Raw genomic sequence first — 15003 nt, forward strand, 5'->3', positions numbered from 1 at the left:
TCCATGCTTGAATGTGAAAATTTATCCTGCACTCGTAATAATAAGGTACTATTTAAGAATCTCAGTTTTAAAGCTGAGCTAAAATCAAAGATTCTAATCACTGGTCCAAATGGTAGTGGTAAAACCAGCTTAATTAGAAGTTTATCTGGACTTTTACCGCCGGTATCAGGCAATATAAGGCACTGCGGAAAAGATATATATGATGATCCAAAATCCTATATATCTTCTATGGTCTATATAGGCCATAAGAATGCCTGTAAAGATAGCTTAACTGTTGCTCAAAACGTAGAATTCTGGGCAGGAATACGAAATACTAGAGAATTGATTGTGGCAGCTATTTGTTGCTTGCAGTTGCAACCTGTACTTAATATTAGATATGGCGAACTTTCTGCAGGCTGGAAAAGGAGAGTTGCGCTTGCTCGCCTCTTGATTTCTAATGCAAACGTTTGGCTGATAGATGAACCATTTTGTAATCTTGATAGTGCAACGTGTGAATTAGTGCTGAACCTAATCTCAATACGCTCTGAGCAAAATGGTATAGTAATTATTACAGGGCATAGCTCTACAGAGCAATTGTGTGATTTTACAACGATTGATATACGTAATTTCAATAGACTTCTTGTATAGTTTTTGGCAACAACCGCTAGAAATAAAAAACTTGCTTGACAAACTCCGCCAGCCCCCTTATCATAAACACTGAAGCTATTTATTTATCTTCTCTGTACAGATTAAATGACAAAAAAACTCACGTATCTGGCGTCTCATGTTTAATTTTTTGCACTATGTGCACCTTATGTCTTTATCAAACTTCTACCTACATAAGCTGAAACGCGCTTATAAAGCGTTTAAAACATAAAAAAACGCCAACTTAAAAAATGGATAGTGAATAACTAGCTACCCTAGGGTTTCTTTTGCCTTTTTTTCTGTTTAGTAAATTTCTTAAATATTTATAGCTAAGGTTAGTTGCATTTAAAAGCAGCTGAGTCGCGGTTATTAAGCGTTTAGAATAAAAAAACGCCATACTTGAAAGTATAATGTAAGTAATTAGCCAACTACGGGGCTTCTTTTGCCTTTTTTTCTGTTTAGTAAATTTCTTAAATATTTATAGCTAAACGACAACCGTCATCCCGCTGCTTGTTAGCGGGATCTAGAGATACCGCGAATGAATCGCGGTATGACGGTTCGCGGTGGCATGACGATAAGCTCGTCATCCCGCTGCTTGTTAGCGGCTAAGGGATACCGCGAAGGGATACTGCGAATGAATCGCGGTATGACGGTTAATTATTCTGCGGCGGTATGACGTAGAGCTCGCGTTAGCTATACTTTTATACTCACCAACTCAGTATCCAATCTGGATCCAAGTAGTCAGCTACTTGGATGACAACCTGTTGAGGCTGCGCTTACACATTCCACTTTCTATGCTCACCAAACAAATTTGCTTACTCGCAGCAAAATTTTCTGGATCCAAGTAGTCAGCTACTCGGATGACATCTTTGTGTTTGAGGCAAAACCAGCTATAACATTTCTTCGCAAACAAATGTTCGTACAGTTGTGCGCGTGATGCTGGAATCTAGACAACAATTAGATCCTATTGTCAAGCAATAAGCTACATGTGCTATTTATTTAGTAGATTAAATATGAAGTTTAAAACTCTGCTATTGACTTCCTGTAGAACTAGTGAAAACCAAACTTGCTTAAAACCACTTAATTAGTTATAGTTATAAGTTTAGGTACAGTAAAATGACAGCTTTTGTCCCCTTGATTATTTTTTTAATCTTGTATCTTGGAAGTGGTGCTTATTTTTCTTTTATCGGAACTGATAATCCACTTCATCAGGTTTCACCAGTAATCTGCTTATTACCAGCACTATTTTTTGCTGTCTCACGTGGTACAAATAAAATTCAGCATAACATCGATACTGTTATCAAGGGCATGGGTGACAAAAACACCCTTACTATGTGTTTAATTTTTTTATTTTCTGGAGCATTTTCTGCGGTGACTCAATCAATCGGTAGCGCAGACACTGTTGCTAATTTAATTCTTAATTTCCTTCCAGCAAGATTACTGCTGCCTGGAGTATTTTTGGCTTCTGCTTTTATTTCAACTGCAATTGGCACATCTATGGGAGTTGTTGCGCTGATGGTACCTATAGCTGTTAATCTGGCAAAAAGTGGAGCTTTTGGTCTCGAAATAGGAACTGCAACTGTAGTAGGTGGTGCCGTGTTTGGCGATAACCTTTCGATGATATCTGATACCACCATTGCATCTGTTTCTTCACAGGAAGCTTCAGCAAAAGATAAACTTAAAATGAACTCTAAAGTTGCACTTATTGCCAGCATTATAACACTCATCTACCTAGCAGTTGCCTCAAATAGTACAAAAATTATTTCTATATCAAATTTAGATTATTATTCTATAATAAAAATTATTCCTTACATTTCTTTAATAATCATGGGGCTGCTTGAAGTCGCCACTTTAGTAACAATAACTATAAACATAATTATTGCTGGTGTGCTAGGAATAACTTTTTTTGACTATGCTATCATTCAATTTCCTCATGACGTGTATGACGGTTTCAAAAAAGTAAACGAAATAGTGATATTTGCTCTATTTATCGGTGGATTGAGCCATATAATGTACAAGCAAGGTCAAAAAGCGTTGCATAAACTCATCGATGAAAGCAATATCACAAAAACTAAAGCTGAATTTGTGATAGCAGGAATTGCGTCTATGTTTACTACCTTAGTTGCCAATAATACCATTGCTATTTTACTAAGTGGTGGCATTGCAAAAAGGCTTGCACAAAAACACAGTATTGCGCCACATCGCAGCGCATACTTATTAGATGTTTTTGCTTGTGCTACAAAAGGTATCTTACCTTATGGTTCCCAACTATTGCTAGCAGGTAGCATCGCCTCTGTATCACCTATTTCTTTATTAACACAGGTATATTATTGCTTTATTCTAGCGGCAGTTACAATAGGCGAAATAATCATCAACAGCAGAAAAGAGAAACATTGTGCGGCTGCAACTTAGAGTTTCTCTTTTTTTACCCATAAGGAACGGAATTACTTGACACCCTTCGCCAACCCCCTTATCATGAAACTGAAGCTATTTATTTATCTTCGCAATCTGTGCAGGTTAATGACAAAAAACTTAGGGTATTTGGCGTCTCATGTTTAATTTTTCGCACTACGTGCATCGCATGTCTTTAAAAATTTCTGGGTTTTTACCTATATAAGCCGAAACGCGCTTACAAAGCGTTTAAGACAGCAAAAAACGTCAAATTGACAAGGGAGAATTTGAATGCTAGCTACTACGGGGTTTCTTTGCCTTTTTTCCTGCTTAGTAAATTTCTTAAACACTTGCGGTGTAGGTTAGTTGCAAGTTAAAAGCAGCTAAATCGCTCTTAATCAAGCGTTTTAGAATAAAAAAAACGCCGATATTTTAGTACATAGTAAATAGCCAACCACCATGGGGCTTCTTTTGCCTTTTTTTTCATTTGGTAAATTTCTTAAACATTTATAGTTGCAATTTAAGAGCCCGTAAAGGGTGTCATTCCAGTGCCCCTGTGATGTATTCCAGTGCTTGACACTGGAATACAGTTTTCCATATAATCTCATCGAAAATGTTGTAACCACTTTCCATGCTAGTTTGCTTGTTCACAAGCAAACTTTTCTGGATCCCAGTGTCTGGGCACTGGGATGACAAGAGAAGGTACTAGCCTGACACCCTGACAACCGTCATCCCGCTGCTTGTTAGCGGGATCTATGCTAATGCCCTTTTATTCTTTCAATTATGTTATTTCCATTTAAATCTGTCTGTTCCGCAACTTCAGTGAATACAGTTGAATACTCCCTAAAACTGATCGTCATAACTTTACCCTACTTTGAATAATATTTTGATCATTACATATTGTAACAAAAAAAAATCAACTCATTTCTTCTAACGGCTCTATATTAAAGATAGAAAGTCCAGAAGCAATGACGTGTGCTAAGGCTTGGACAAGTTGCAGCGGTGAGATCTTTCTTATATTTTTAATTGTGTAATCTTCTGTGTTTGTAAATGTTTTTTCTATACCCCACTGCAGTAATAAGTACTTTACGTTCTGAATGATTTATGATGTAAATTATACGGTAGTTGCTAACCCTTATCCTATATTGCCCTCTAAAGCTATGACATAAAGGCTTTCCTAGATTAAAAGGATCAACTGTAAGGCGTTTCTTTATGGCCTCCTGAACCATTAATTTAATCTTTGCCGGAAGAGCTGGAATTTCTTTTTCAATAACATTTTTTAAGAATTTTATAGTGTAAGTTTTATTTCCAGATGTTTTCATCATCCTCTACTTCTTCTTCACCTTCAGAGAGGCGATCGTCAGCTATTTTGGATAGCTCTACATCTTCTTCGAACTCTTCTTCCACTAAATCTACTAAAACTTCAGGAATAGTTTTATTTTGAGTCTCTGCCATTTCTGTAAGATACTGAGCCAATTTACTGTCAAAACTTACATTAACATTGAGCTTTTTTTGACTGTGAGCCATATATTAACCAGAAAATACTACTACAAACTATAACATTTTTACTTAATTTTGTCAACTTCTCTATTCGTTGAAAAAACAATCTTGCATAAAAAAATCAACTCATCTCTTCCAAAGGCTCTATATTGAAGATAGAAAGTCCAGAAGCGATGACGTGTGCTAAGGCCTGCACGAGAAACATTCTTGCAGCGGTGAGGTTTAAGTTGTCTTCCAGTATGAAACGCATGTTTAAATCACTCTTGCCATACCCCCATAAAACGTGAAACGCTTCTGCAACTTCAAGTAAGTAGAAAGTAATTCTGTGTGGCTCACAAAGCCTTGCTGCAATTTCTACCACATCTGGCCACTTTGCTAAGGTTTTTATGAGGAAGAGCTCTCCACCTGTCCTTAAAAGTGAAGGATCTGCTGTTGGGAGCTCTTTTGGAGCATTACGCATTAACGAATGAGCACGAGCATGCGCATATTGCACGTAAAAAATAGGGTTGTCTTTTGACTGTTCTTTAACTTTAGCAAAATCAAAGTCCAAGACCATATCATTCTTGCGTGTTAGCATTATAAAACGAGTTATGTCCCTGCCAACTTCTTCCACTACATCTCTTGCTGTTAGGAAGTTTCCTGATCTTTTGGACATCTTAACAGGTTTGCCGTTCTCGAAAAAATTCACAATATTATGCAGTTTTACCTCTATTTTTGCTTGATCATCACTGAGCGCAGAGACGACTGCTTTGAGTCTTTTGACATAACCGCCGTGGTCACTACCAAGCTCTACGATCATATTGTTAAAACCACGCGATATCTTATCAAAATGGTAAGCGATATCCGAGGCAAAATAAGTCCAACTGCCGTCCTCTTTCTTCAATGCACGGTCAACGTCATCACCAAATTTTGTAGAGCGAAATAGCATCTCTTTTCTGGAAGTCCAATTTTCGCTTTCTTTGCCTTTTGGTTTCTCCAGGTACCCTTCATACACTAGACCCTTGTCAGACAATATCTTTATACTCTCTTCAATTTTGCCACTTTTTTGTAGCTCATACTCTGAAGTAAAAACATCATGATTTACTCCAAGTAAGTTCATGTCTTCCTTTATGATTTCTAAGATAGAACTTAAAGTATAGTCTCTAATCACTTGATTATCTTGCTTTTCTAGAAGCTCTGCGCCATATTTTTTGGCCAGCCCAGTCCCTATTGGTTTTAAATATTCACCTGGGTATAAACCTTTTTCGATGCTGATTTTTTCTCCCAGAGCTTCCTTATACCGCAAATATACTGACCGAATTAGCGTATCTATCTGCGCTCCAGCATCATTAATATAGTATTCCTTAGTAACTTTATAACCAACTTTTTTCAATAAATTTGCCAGAACGTCACCAAATACTGCCCCTCTTGCATGACCAATATGCAGTGGACCAGTTGGATTTGCAGATACAAATTCAACATTAATGGCCTGATTGTTCCCTATATCTAGGGTGCCAAACTCTGTTTTTAGCTCATTTATTTGTTTTAAAATTCCATGCCACACTTCTATTTTTAAGTGCATGTTGATGAAACCAGAGCCTGCTATTTCCACTTTTGCAACTTCATCAAAAAGTTCAAATTCTTTGGCTAAAACCTCTGCAATTTCAATGGGATTCTTCTTTTCATGCTTTGCAAGCACCATAGCAACATTTGTGTAAATGTCTCCATGGACTCTATTGCTTGGAGGCTCTATGATAAAGTTTGCTGCACTTGTGCTTATAACACCCCTTTGTTTCAACTCATTCAATTTACTAAAGATTAGAGAGGAAATCTGCTTAAAAATGTTCATTCACTATATTGCTATAAAATCTATAGCAGTATAGTGAATAAGTGGGACTAGTTGAAGGTTTATCTTAACTATTTTATCTTCCTGGATCAGAGTTTATATTAAGTCGTTGCCGTAACCATGGTAAGAGAAAGCCATACCTTCGCTGTAACCATCATTACCAGCATCAGGCTCTTCAACATCATCAGTTACTACCTGATCTTCAGTTGTGATTTTATCCTTGATCGTCTCGTCTACACCCTCATCACTATAAGAAAATTTGTTAGTATATGAATAGCGATTATTGATTTTATCACTATAGTTATGTTTTAACATAGAGACCTCCTATACAGTCAAAATTGGAATTACATTAAGATAGAACAAGCTATGAATATAACGTGAATGAAAGAAACTACAGATCACGAAATTTCCGGATAACTATGGAACCATTATAAAATAATAAAATTAAAAATTTAATAATTTTAATTATAAATCTAGCATATCAACTAACGGTATGATTTAAATTTTCTTTCAATTCCACTGTATCTTCGCCAGTTTTGCATACAGCCCGTCTTTACTCATTAGAAAGTCATGAGTTCCTACTTCTTCTACTTTTCCATGATTAATTACTATAATCTTGTCAGTCTTGAGTGCGGTTGATAGCCTGTGTGTAATTACGATTGTTGTTCTGTTTTGCATTAACTTGCTCAATGCTTTTTGCACGAGGTTCTCACTTTTGTAATCAAGGGCAGAGGTTGCTTCATCCAGTATTAAAACCTGAGGATTGTTGAGTATGGCCCTTGCTATTACAATACGTTGTTTTTGTCCTTCAGAAAGTTTTAATCCTCTTTTTCCTACAAATGTATCAAATTTATCAGGCAGCTTATCAATAAATTCCATCGCATAAGCGCTGATGGCTGCTTGCTTCACTTCCTCATATTCGGCACCTGGTTTGCCATATAGTATATTTTCCATTATTGAGCAAGAAAATATCATGTGATCTTGTGGCACTAAGCCAAACAACGATCTGAGGTCATTTAGCGCAATTGACTTAATATTGTGCCCATCGATAGTAATGCTACCTTTGTTTGGATCATGAAAACGGAGCAGAAGCTTTAAAATGGTGCTTTTACCACTGCCAGATGGTCCAACAATTGATACTGCTTGACCTGCCTCTATAGAAAATGATACGTTATCTAATGCTGGCTTATCAGCATAAAAAAATGTTACACCATTAAACGAAATTCCTTTTTGAACACTATAAATTTTTATAGGATCATCGGCATCTACTATAGAGCTTTTCATATTTTTAAATTCAAATAAACGCTCTACTATTCCAAGACCTCGTTGTAAATCACTGATATTATCGCTCAAATTATTTATAGCTCCTGCCGCAAGCGCTGAATAAAACACAAATGAGGAGAGTTCTCCAATAGTTATATTATTGCTTAAGACTTCTTTAATACCAAAAAAGAGCAAAACAACTAGTGAACCTATCACACACGTGATAACTAGAGTTACTAGAATAGCACGCAAGAGTACTAATTTTACGTATGATTTTGATACTGAGTTTAAATACTCCTTAAAACGGGTTTTTTCATTTTCTTCGAGTACAAACGATTTGATAGTCACTATAGATCTAAAATTTTCCTCACTAAATGACGCAAGCTCACTTAATTTATCCTGGGCAAAGCGTGCATAGCTACGCACTTTTTTTCCAAGTGAGGTCATGATAATGAGTAGTATAGGTATTATTGCGGCTGCATACGCAGTTAGTTGTATATTTGTATATAATAACATAGCAACACTGCCAATCAGAATCACAAAATTTCGTAATATGGTTAGTAAGCTGCTGTTTATTATTGATTGCAGCACAGAGGTATCAGTAATTAACGCTGAGATAACATCTTGTACGCCTGTGTTCTCAAAGAAACTTGGTTGCAAGTTAGTGATACTGCTATATAAGTCATATCTGATTCTTGCGATAACTTTCTCGCTGCCAATGCCAATGAAATATAACCGAGTAAATGCAGTGAGAGAAATGGCTAAAACTATAAGTATTGCAACTAATAGTTTGGTAGTAAAATCGTGCTCTGTGCCAGAATCAATTATATTGCTTAAGCCTCTGCCAAAGAGGAGGATCGTTAAGGCTGAAAATAAAACTGCAATAAAAGCTATGACAAAATAGGATAGATTAGGCTTTATATAGTAAAATAACTGCCTAATATTAGATCGCATCTTATTTTAAAGTTTCTAAAGTTAAGTATATAGATTTTAGTTTCAGGGGAAAGGGGAAAGGTGTAGTATGAAGCAATTTAGGTTCTGCAGCTGTTGTGATTTTAGTCCACCAAGAAAGGGTAGTAGCTCGCAGAAACAAAAAACTTACTTGACAAACTCCGCCAGCCCCCTTATCATAAAATTGAAGCTATTGTATTTGCTTTCGCCAATCTGCAGATTAAAAGGTAAGGATTACTTAATGTATCGGCGTCTTATGTTTAATTTTTTGCAGTACATAGATACTGTATGTCTTTACAAAACTTCATCTACATCTAGATTTTTATCTAAATAAGCTGAACGCGCTTATAAAGCGTTACAAGACATCAAAAAATGCCAATACTCGACAGAGATAGTAAAAGACTAGCTAACTCGGGGATTCTTTGTCTTTTTTTCTGCTTAGTAAACTTCTTAAACATTTGCAGCGTAAGTTAGTTGCAATTAAAAGCAGCTTAATCTTGCTTGTCAAGCGTTTAAAACATAAAAAACGCCAATATTTTAAAGCGGATAATAACCCCAGGGCTTCTTTTGCCTTTTTTTTCATTTGGTAAATTTCTTAACGTTTGTAGCTAAACGACAACCGTCATCCCGCTACGTGTTAGCGGCTAAGAGATACCGCGGCGGTATGACGGTTTGCGGCGGCATGACCTCGTCATTCCCCTACGTGTTAGCGGGATCTAGAGATACCGTGACGGTATGACGGTTCGCGCGGTGGCATGACCTCGTCATCCCGCTACTTGTTAGCGGGATCTATGTTAAGGTATGACGGTTAAGTAAGGGATCTATGTTAAGAGATACCGCGGCGGTATGACGGTTCGTGGCGGCGTGACGATAAGCTCGTCATCCCGCTACGTGTTAGCGGGATCTCTTGTTAGCGCCGCGGCGGTATGACGGTTCGTGGCAGCGTGACGATAACCTCGTCATCCCGCTACGTGTTAGCGCCGCGGCGGTATAGCTATACTTAAAAATATGGTTGAATAGTTGTTAATAATAGTGTATAATTATTAATCTTTTCTCAGTATTTTTACTATGGCTCTTTCTAAATTTCTCGATCCAAAGTTAGATTTAACATTTAAGAAAATCTTTGGCACTGAAAAAAATAAGAATATTCTTATCCATTTTTTAAACGATATTTTAGGATGTACTGAAGTCAACACTATACAAGAAGTAGAATTCTTAAGCACCATTATGGACCCTGAAATTGCTTCTGATAAACAAAGCATTGTTGATGTTCTTTGCAGAGATTCTAGTGGGAACAGGTATATAATTGAGATGGTGCGACCTGAAAGCCTTCGGTCATATTGTTTAAAAGGAGAGGAATTCATTCAGAAAGAAACTGAAAGGATTCTAAAGCTTATTGAACCAGATGTTTTGCCATCTGAGTCTACGCATCAGTGCGAATTGGGTAACCAGTTGGTGCCGAGCGACGCGGACAATGAACCTCCTCTTGATAAAGAAGATGCTCAATCGTGAGAGAAAGCATAAACTACAAGCATCATGTGGTTGGAGGGCTAGGCTTAGTGGTATGGTGAACGTAAGTGAAGCTTCATAAGTATCGTAACGATTAAAGAGCTAAAGATGCTGATAAGCTCCGACCAAAAGGTAATGTGGATGAGTTACATTTTTCATTTCTGGATGTACGCAAATAATAATTCCACCGGTATAGAGAAGCCACCTAACCCACTATTGTATGACAAAAGGAACAGGATAAGCCTGTATTTTCGCCTATATGGCAGGCAACCCGCAAGGAATGCTGATGGATGTGCAGGTAAAGGATAATGGAGAAAGCGAATGCCATTTTGTAACGAAATGGATAGAATTTGTAACATTAATTCGCGTGAAAACGAGCAGACTTCCATTTGGTCCCTCATGACAAGAAACTTTGTTAACCACTTAAGGTAGGAAAGCAGATGATTACAAGTACAACTGTAAGTGCACCTACCAATAACTCCGAAGCATGGAACCAGTTACCCTGGAAGAAATGCCAAAAAGTTGTTATGAGGCTACAGAGGCGTATTGTTAAGGCTGTCCAACAAGGCAGATGGGGTAAGGTGAAAACTTTACAACACCTTCTCACACGCTCTTTTAGCGGCAAAGCTTTGGCGGTTAAGAGAGTAACTGAAAACCAAGGAAAAAACACAGCAGGTGTAGATCGTCAAATATGGTCAACTTGCAACACAAAATTTCAAGGAATAAAGCTATTAAAACAAAGAGGATACAAACCTTCTCCGCTAAAACGGATATACATCAGTAAGTCTAATGGCAAAAGAAGACCTCTTGGAATCCCTACGATAAAAGATAGAGCCATGCAAGCATTATACTTGTTTGCTTTGGAACCGATAGCTGAAACGATCAGTGATCGTCACTCTTATGGTTTTAGACCAAAAAGATCCTGCGCAGACGCTACTGTGGCTTGTCACTTGTTACTGGCAAGCCGTAACCAACTACAATGGATACTCGAAGGTGATATTAAAGGGTGTTTTGATAACATTAACCATGAATGGCTCATGAAGCATATTCCTATGGAGAAGAAAATTCTTCATAGCTGGTTAAAAGCTGGCTTCCTAGAATCAAAAACTCTGTATTCCACAACTGCAGGTACCCCACAAGGTAGTATCATCTCTCCAATACTAGCAAATCTAGCCCTAAATGGACTTGAAAAATCATTGGAAAGTCAATTTGGTAAACTTGGCAGTAAAAGAAGAAGCAAAATCAGAAGTGGAGTAAATGTAATCAGGTACGCAGATGACTTTATCATTTCAGGAATCACACGTGAAGTACTGGAAAATGAAGTAAAACCTCTAGTATCGTCCTTTCTTCAGGAGAGAGGTCTTATCCTTTCCGAAGAGAAAACAAAAATTACATCTATTACAACAGGGTTTGACTTTCTTGGTTGTAATGTACGCAGGTATAATAAGAAGTTAATTATAAAACCTTCAAAAGAAAGTATTAAGAAACTTCTTAATAAAGCACGTACATTGATAAAGGCAAACATAGCGAACACTCAGGCCGTACTAATCAAGTTGCTCAATTCCCTATTAAGGGGATGGGGAAATTACTACAGCCATGTGTGTGCGAAAAGAGCTTTTAACAAAATAGACCATGAAATTATGTGTGCTCTATGGAAATGGGCAAAGAAAAGACATCCTCGTAAAGGATTACGTTGGATAAAGAATCGTTACTTCAAGGTAATGAAACAACGCCAATGGGTCTTTGCTGCACCCATATGCAAGAACAAACCGAAAGAGATAAGGTATTTAAGACTGCTTAGGTTGATTGATATACCTATCAGACGACATGTTAAAATCAGGGCGGATGCAAATCCACTTGACTTAAAATGGAAAAAGTATTTTGATGAAAGAGTGAAACAAACAAAAATGTTAGCAAGCTCTTTCTCAAGAGAAGGTTCTCTACTGTTGGTGTCACCATTAAGAATGATGTTTTCTGAGGAATCATGAAGGACAAGCCGGTTCGAGAAAAGAAGGACTTAGATAAGGGGCTCAAGCGTAGTGTGGGGAAACCTGCATGCTGCGTTTCTAAGGGAGGGAGTAGTAGCAATACTACTTCCTTACCTAACCAGCTCGCTCGTGATAAAGGCTTTGAAAAACGCGCACAACTTTATGCTGCTAAGGCTTACTCAAGACAAGCTGATAAATCTGGTAAATACGTTGATTTAAAGAAGATTTTCTTTATCGCGATTTCAAATTGTACCTTATTCCCTGATAAGCTTGACTATATATCTAGCCATACCATAAGAGATGAAAAAACCAATGAGCATGACTTAAAAGATTTTCAATTTATCTTCATAGAGCTGCCAAAATTTCCTAAGAGTAGAGAAGAACAACTAGAAAGTGTAGTAGACCGTTGGCTATTTTTTTTCAAATATGCAGATGAAACAACGGACGAAGATCTCAGAAAAATTGCGGAAAAATCACCAATAATAAAGCTAGCATATGATGAATTAGATAAGTTTCACTGGAATGAAAAAGATCTAATAACTTATGAAGAAAGAATAATGGATCTGCGCAAAGAAGAAGCCATTCTTGAATACAGACTTGATCTTGCTAAAGAGGAAGGTAGAAAAGAGAGGGAAATTGAAGTCGCAAAGAATCTACTTAAAGCAGGTGTTTCTTTTAATATTATAGCTCAAACTACTGGTCTTTCTATGAGTGAGATCAAAGAATTGCAGAATTAAGTGTGAATGGTTACGAAAAATATAAGTTTTTGCGATAAACGACATAGTGATGTATTTGTTGTTCAGCATGTCAGTGGAATATTTTCTGGTATCTGTTCAGATGCATGGCTAATGCTGAAACAAAAATTCCAGTGCTCCTTTTTTTGTCATCCCAGTCTGGGATCCAGATTGGGCACTAAGTTGGTAAACACGAAAGCGCTTTACAACGTTTTTGATGGAACTGTGCAAAAGGACTGGATACCAGTGTCAGCTACTTGCATGACACCCATTTGTTCCTATAGTTGCTTTTCTCGTCTACCTTATTTTGCCACTCATCTGAACAGATACCCATTTTGGAGGGATACCAATAATAGTTGTGAGCGGTACAAGTTTAGTCCATATACCTTCCAAGCATAACACGCTCACGAAACTTTAATGCGATAGCTTGGTTTCTACTGAAAGACAGCATTATGCCAAGTGCGATGCTCGAAGATAAAAGAGAAGAACCACCATAGCTAAGTAACGGCAGGGTTATGCCGGTGGTAGGAAAAACACTCAATGTTACCCCTATGTTTATTATGAATTGTGTGATGAATTGCATTGAGATACCGAGAATCACCAACAGATTAAATAATTCATTTTCCCTATATGCAATGTAAAGCAAGCGGGCGGAAATGATGCCAAATAACATCAATGTGGCTAAGCACGTAATCAAACCAAATTCTTCTGCTAAAACAGAAAACACAAAATCTGTATGACAATCAGGAAGAGAGGCTTTTACGCTACCTTCACCAGGTCCAACTCCAGTTAATTGACCTCTTTTGAATGCTTCTAATGATTTTGTGACTTGAAAGTTATCGCGCTGCGTAAAAAAGACAAAATTGTAAATCCTTTGCTTTATATGTGGGAAGCATAAGTAAGCTATTGTAGTTCCAGTTGTGGCCATTCCTATTATGCATAGAAAGTATAAAAATGGTATACATGCAATAAACATTTGACCGATAAAAGAATATGTTAAAAGCATAGACATACTGAAATCAGGTTGCAAAAGTAACAACACAAAAACTAACAGAAATATTATGATTGATATGTGTATTTTAAACTTCATTTCGCTGGCCAAGATACTAGCTATAACAACAGAAAAAAATGGCCTTACGAACTCAGATGGTTGAACAGAAATTTTGACAATATGTAACCATCGTTTCGCACCTTTTACCTCTATACCAAGTATTATCGCAGTTGCTACTAGAATAGTAAATAAAGCGAAACCTGCGAATGAGAGGTTAAGTATAGTTCTTGTGTTGAGAAAAGAAAATGTCACCAAGGTAATTAGTGACAGGACTATATAAATTGTATGGCGCCGTATAAAATAATCCTGTGGTAGAGAAAGACGCTGCGCAATTACAGGGCTTGCTGAATAAACAAGAATGAAGCTTATAGTGAGCAAAAAAAACACTGGAAGGATGAGATAATAATCCAGCGTTCTATACCAGAGTTTAATATTCATTTTGTTCCAATGTGTAATGCCACTATTCCATAGCTCATATTATGAAACTCAACATTCTTAAAGCCTACCTCTTCAATTTCCATTTTAAAATCAGCCTGAGTTGGAAACTCTCTAATGCTCCTCACTAAATATTCATAAGAACTCTTGTCTTTAGCAACTATGCTGCCAATTTTAGGAATTACTTTAAATGAATATAAGTCATAAAGTTTGGTAAATATCTCATTTTGATAGTGCATAGGGGCAAATTCTAAGCAGATAAATTTCCCATGTGGTTTTAATACCCTGTGCGCCTCATTTAAAGCCTTCTTGCGGTCAGAAACATTTCGAATGCCAAAAGCTATTGTGCAATAATCAAATTCGGAGTCTTCAAATGGTAAACTTTCTGCACTTGCACATACCCAATCAAAATTAATTTGGTTTGAATTTATAGCTTTATCACGTCCTCTGTTTAGCATGTTTTGATTTATATCGCATACTGTAACCTTAGCACTTGGCTCTTTTCTTACTATTCTTATTGCTATATCTCCAGTTCCTCCAGCAACATCTAAAACCTTAGAGTTTTTTGTAAAATGCACACTATTTACCATCTTATCTTTCCATAATCTGTGCATTCCGAGGCTCATTATATCATTCATGGTGTCGTAGCGACTTGCCACGGAATCGAATACCTCTTTAACTAATTGTGATTTCTTCTCGATTTTTATAGTAGACATTACGTAAAAACTCCTT

The 15003-nt window shown here is 37.0% G+C and carries 13 protein-coding genes and 1 pseudogene; 6 read left to right on the plus strand and 8 right to left on the minus strand.

Annotation, left to right across the window (positions count from 1 at the left end; genetic code table 11):
• Positions 1–3: 3 nt before the first annotated feature.
• Positions 4–627 carry a heme ABC exporter ATP-binding protein CcmA gene (ccmA, locus tag ACFEL3_RS01910; protein ID WP_007548816.1) on the plus strand — a complete coding sequence of 208 codons (624 nt, stop codon included), beginning with the start codon at positions 4–6 and terminating at the stop codon, positions 625–627.
• Between the two features lie 742 nt (positions 628–1369).
• Here ccmA and ACFEL3_RS01915 read toward each other — a convergent pair.
• On the minus strand, positions 1370–1537 hold the full coding sequence (locus tag ACFEL3_RS01915; protein WP_155975180.1) for a hypothetical protein: 168 nt from the start codon (positions 1535–1537) through the stop codon (positions 1370–1372).
• A gap of 203 nt (positions 1538–1740) precedes the next feature.
• Here ACFEL3_RS01915 and ACFEL3_RS01920 point away from each other — a divergent pair, with 203 nt between their 5' ends.
• Positions 1741–3036, plus strand: a complete 1296-nt coding sequence (locus tag ACFEL3_RS01920; RefSeq protein ID WP_006280467.1) for a Na+/H+ antiporter NhaC family protein — start codon at positions 1741–1743, stop codon at positions 3034–3036.
• A gap of 1001 nt (positions 3037–4037) precedes the next feature.
• Here ACFEL3_RS01920 and ACFEL3_RS01925 read toward each other — a convergent pair.
• The 5 genes from ACFEL3_RS01925 to ACFEL3_RS01945 all read right to left on the minus strand — a co-directional run bounded on the left by ACFEL3_RS01925 (position 4038) and on the right by ACFEL3_RS01945 (position 8557).
• Positions 4038–4337, minus strand: a complete 300-nt coding sequence (locus ACFEL3_RS01925) for a type II toxin-antitoxin system RelE family toxin (RefSeq protein ID WP_010962566.1) — start codon at positions 4335–4337, stop codon at positions 4038–4040.
• Positions 4318–4542 (minus strand): hypothetical protein, encoded by a 225-nt coding sequence (locus tag ACFEL3_RS01930; RefSeq protein WP_010962565.1) that lies wholly within the window; start codon positions 4540–4542, stop codon positions 4318–4320. Before ACFEL3_RS01930 ends, ACFEL3_RS01925 begins: the two co-directional genes overlap by 20 nt.
• Before the next feature lie 94 nt (positions 4543–4636).
• Positions 4637–6343 carry an arginine--tRNA ligase gene (gene argS / locus ACFEL3_RS01935; protein ID WP_010962564.1) on the minus strand — a complete coding sequence of 569 codons (1707 nt, stop codon included), beginning with the start codon at positions 6341–6343 and terminating at the stop codon, positions 4637–4639.
• A 93-nt stretch (positions 6344–6436) separates the two neighbouring features.
• Entirely contained in the window at positions 6437–6655 is a 219-nt protein-coding gene (locus ACFEL3_RS01940) for a hypothetical protein (protein WP_010962563.1), read from the minus strand.
• 195 nt (positions 6656–6850) lie between these two features.
• Positions 6851–8557, minus strand: a complete 1707-nt coding sequence (locus tag ACFEL3_RS01945) for an ABC transporter ATP-binding protein (protein ID WP_010962562.1) — start codon at positions 8555–8557, stop codon at positions 6851–6853.
• Positions 8558–9622: 1065 nt separating this feature from the next.
• Between ACFEL3_RS01945 and ACFEL3_RS01950 the strand changes: the two are divergent.
• From ACFEL3_RS01950 to ACFEL3_RS01965, 4 genes and pseudogenes are all read left to right on the plus strand, one after another.
• Positions 9623–9868: pseudogene (locus tag ACFEL3_RS01950) on the plus strand (PD-(D/E)XK nuclease family transposase); the annotation flags it as partial.
• A gap of 454 nt (positions 9869–10322) precedes the next feature.
• A complete protein-coding gene (locus tag ACFEL3_RS01955) occupies positions 10323–10466 on the plus strand; it encodes a hypothetical protein (RefSeq protein ID WP_173862902.1) in 144 nt (47 codons plus the stop codon).
• Between the two features lie 37 nt (positions 10467–10503).
• Positions 10504–12051 (plus strand): group II intron reverse transcriptase/maturase, encoded by a 1548-nt coding sequence (gene ltrA / locus ACFEL3_RS01960; RefSeq protein ID WP_006280223.1) that lies wholly within the window; start codon positions 10504–10506, stop codon positions 12049–12051.
• Positions 12048–12788 (plus strand): Rpn family recombination-promoting nuclease/putative transposase, encoded by a 741-nt coding sequence (locus ACFEL3_RS01965; protein WP_070356808.1) that lies wholly within the window; start codon positions 12048–12050, stop codon positions 12786–12788. Before ltrA ends, ACFEL3_RS01965 begins: the two co-directional genes overlap by 4 nt.
• 370 nt (positions 12789–13158) lie before the next feature.
• Here ACFEL3_RS01965 and ACFEL3_RS01975 read toward each other — a convergent pair whose 3' ends face one another.
• Together ACFEL3_RS01975 and ubiE are read right to left on the minus strand one after the other, a co-directional pair.
• Positions 13159–14274: an FtsW/RodA/SpoVE family cell cycle protein gene (locus tag ACFEL3_RS01975; RefSeq protein ID WP_265039500.1), complete on the minus strand. Its 1116-nt coding sequence runs from the start codon at positions 14272–14274 to the stop codon at positions 13159–13161.
• The gene (gene ubiE / locus ACFEL3_RS01980; RefSeq protein WP_265017921.1) at positions 14271–14987 is read right to left on the minus strand and encodes a bifunctional demethylmenaquinone methyltransferase/2-methoxy-6-polyprenyl-1,4-benzoquinol methylase UbiE; all 717 of its coding nucleotides are present in this window, start codon (positions 14985–14987) and stop codon (positions 14271–14273) included. Before ubiE ends, ACFEL3_RS01975 begins: the two co-directional genes overlap by 4 nt.
• Positions 14988–15003: the final 16 nt, after the last annotated feature.

It is taken from the genome of Wolbachia endosymbiont (group A) of Opomyza germinationis, assembly GCF_964264765.1.
Lineage (GTDB): Bacteria > Pseudomonadota > Alphaproteobacteria > Rickettsiales > Anaplasmataceae > Wolbachia > Wolbachia pipientis.

Coding starts and splice junctions, on each gene's coding strand:
- ACFEL3_RS01945 (WP_010962562.1), bottom strand. CDS start 8,557: ATGCGATCTAATATTAGGCAGTTATTTTACTATATAAAGCCTAATCTA.
- ACFEL3_RS01965 (WP_070356808.1), top strand. CDS start 12,048: ATGAAGGACAAGCCGGTTCGAGAAAAGAAGGACTTAGATAAGGGGCTC.
- ltrA (WP_006280223.1), top strand. CDS start 10,504: ATGATTACAAGTACAACTGTAAGTGCACCTACCAATAACTCCGAAGCA.
- ubiE (WP_265017921.1), bottom strand. CDS start 14,987: ATGTCTACTATAAAAATCGAGAAGAAATCACAATTAGTTAAAGAGGTA.
- ACFEL3_RS01930 (WP_010962565.1), bottom strand. CDS start 4,542: ATGGCTCACAGTCAAAAAAAGCTCAATGTTAATGTAAGTTTTGACAGT.
- ACFEL3_RS01940 (WP_010962563.1), bottom strand. CDS start 6,655: ATGTTAAAACATAACTATAGTGATAAAATCAATAATCGCTATTCATAT.
- ACFEL3_RS01925 (WP_010962566.1), bottom strand. CDS start 4,337: ATGAAAACATCTGGAAATAAAACTTACACTATAAAATTCTTAAAAAAT.
- ACFEL3_RS01920 (WP_006280467.1), top strand. CDS start 1,741: ATGACAGCTTTTGTCCCCTTGATTATTTTTTTAATCTTGTATCTTGGA.
- ACFEL3_RS01955 (WP_173862902.1), top strand. CDS start 10,323: ATGGCAGGCAACCCGCAAGGAATGCTGATGGATGTGCAGGTAAAGGAT.
- ACFEL3_RS01975 (WP_265039500.1), bottom strand. CDS start 14,274: ATGAATATTAAACTCTGGTATAGAACGCTGGATTATTATCTCATCCTT.
- argS (WP_010962564.1), bottom strand. CDS start 6,343: ATGAACATTTTTAAGCAGATTTCCTCTCTAATCTTTAGTAAATTGAAT.
- ccmA (WP_007548816.1), top strand. CDS start 4: ATGCTTGAATGTGAAAATTTATCCTGCACTCGTAATAATAAGGTACTA.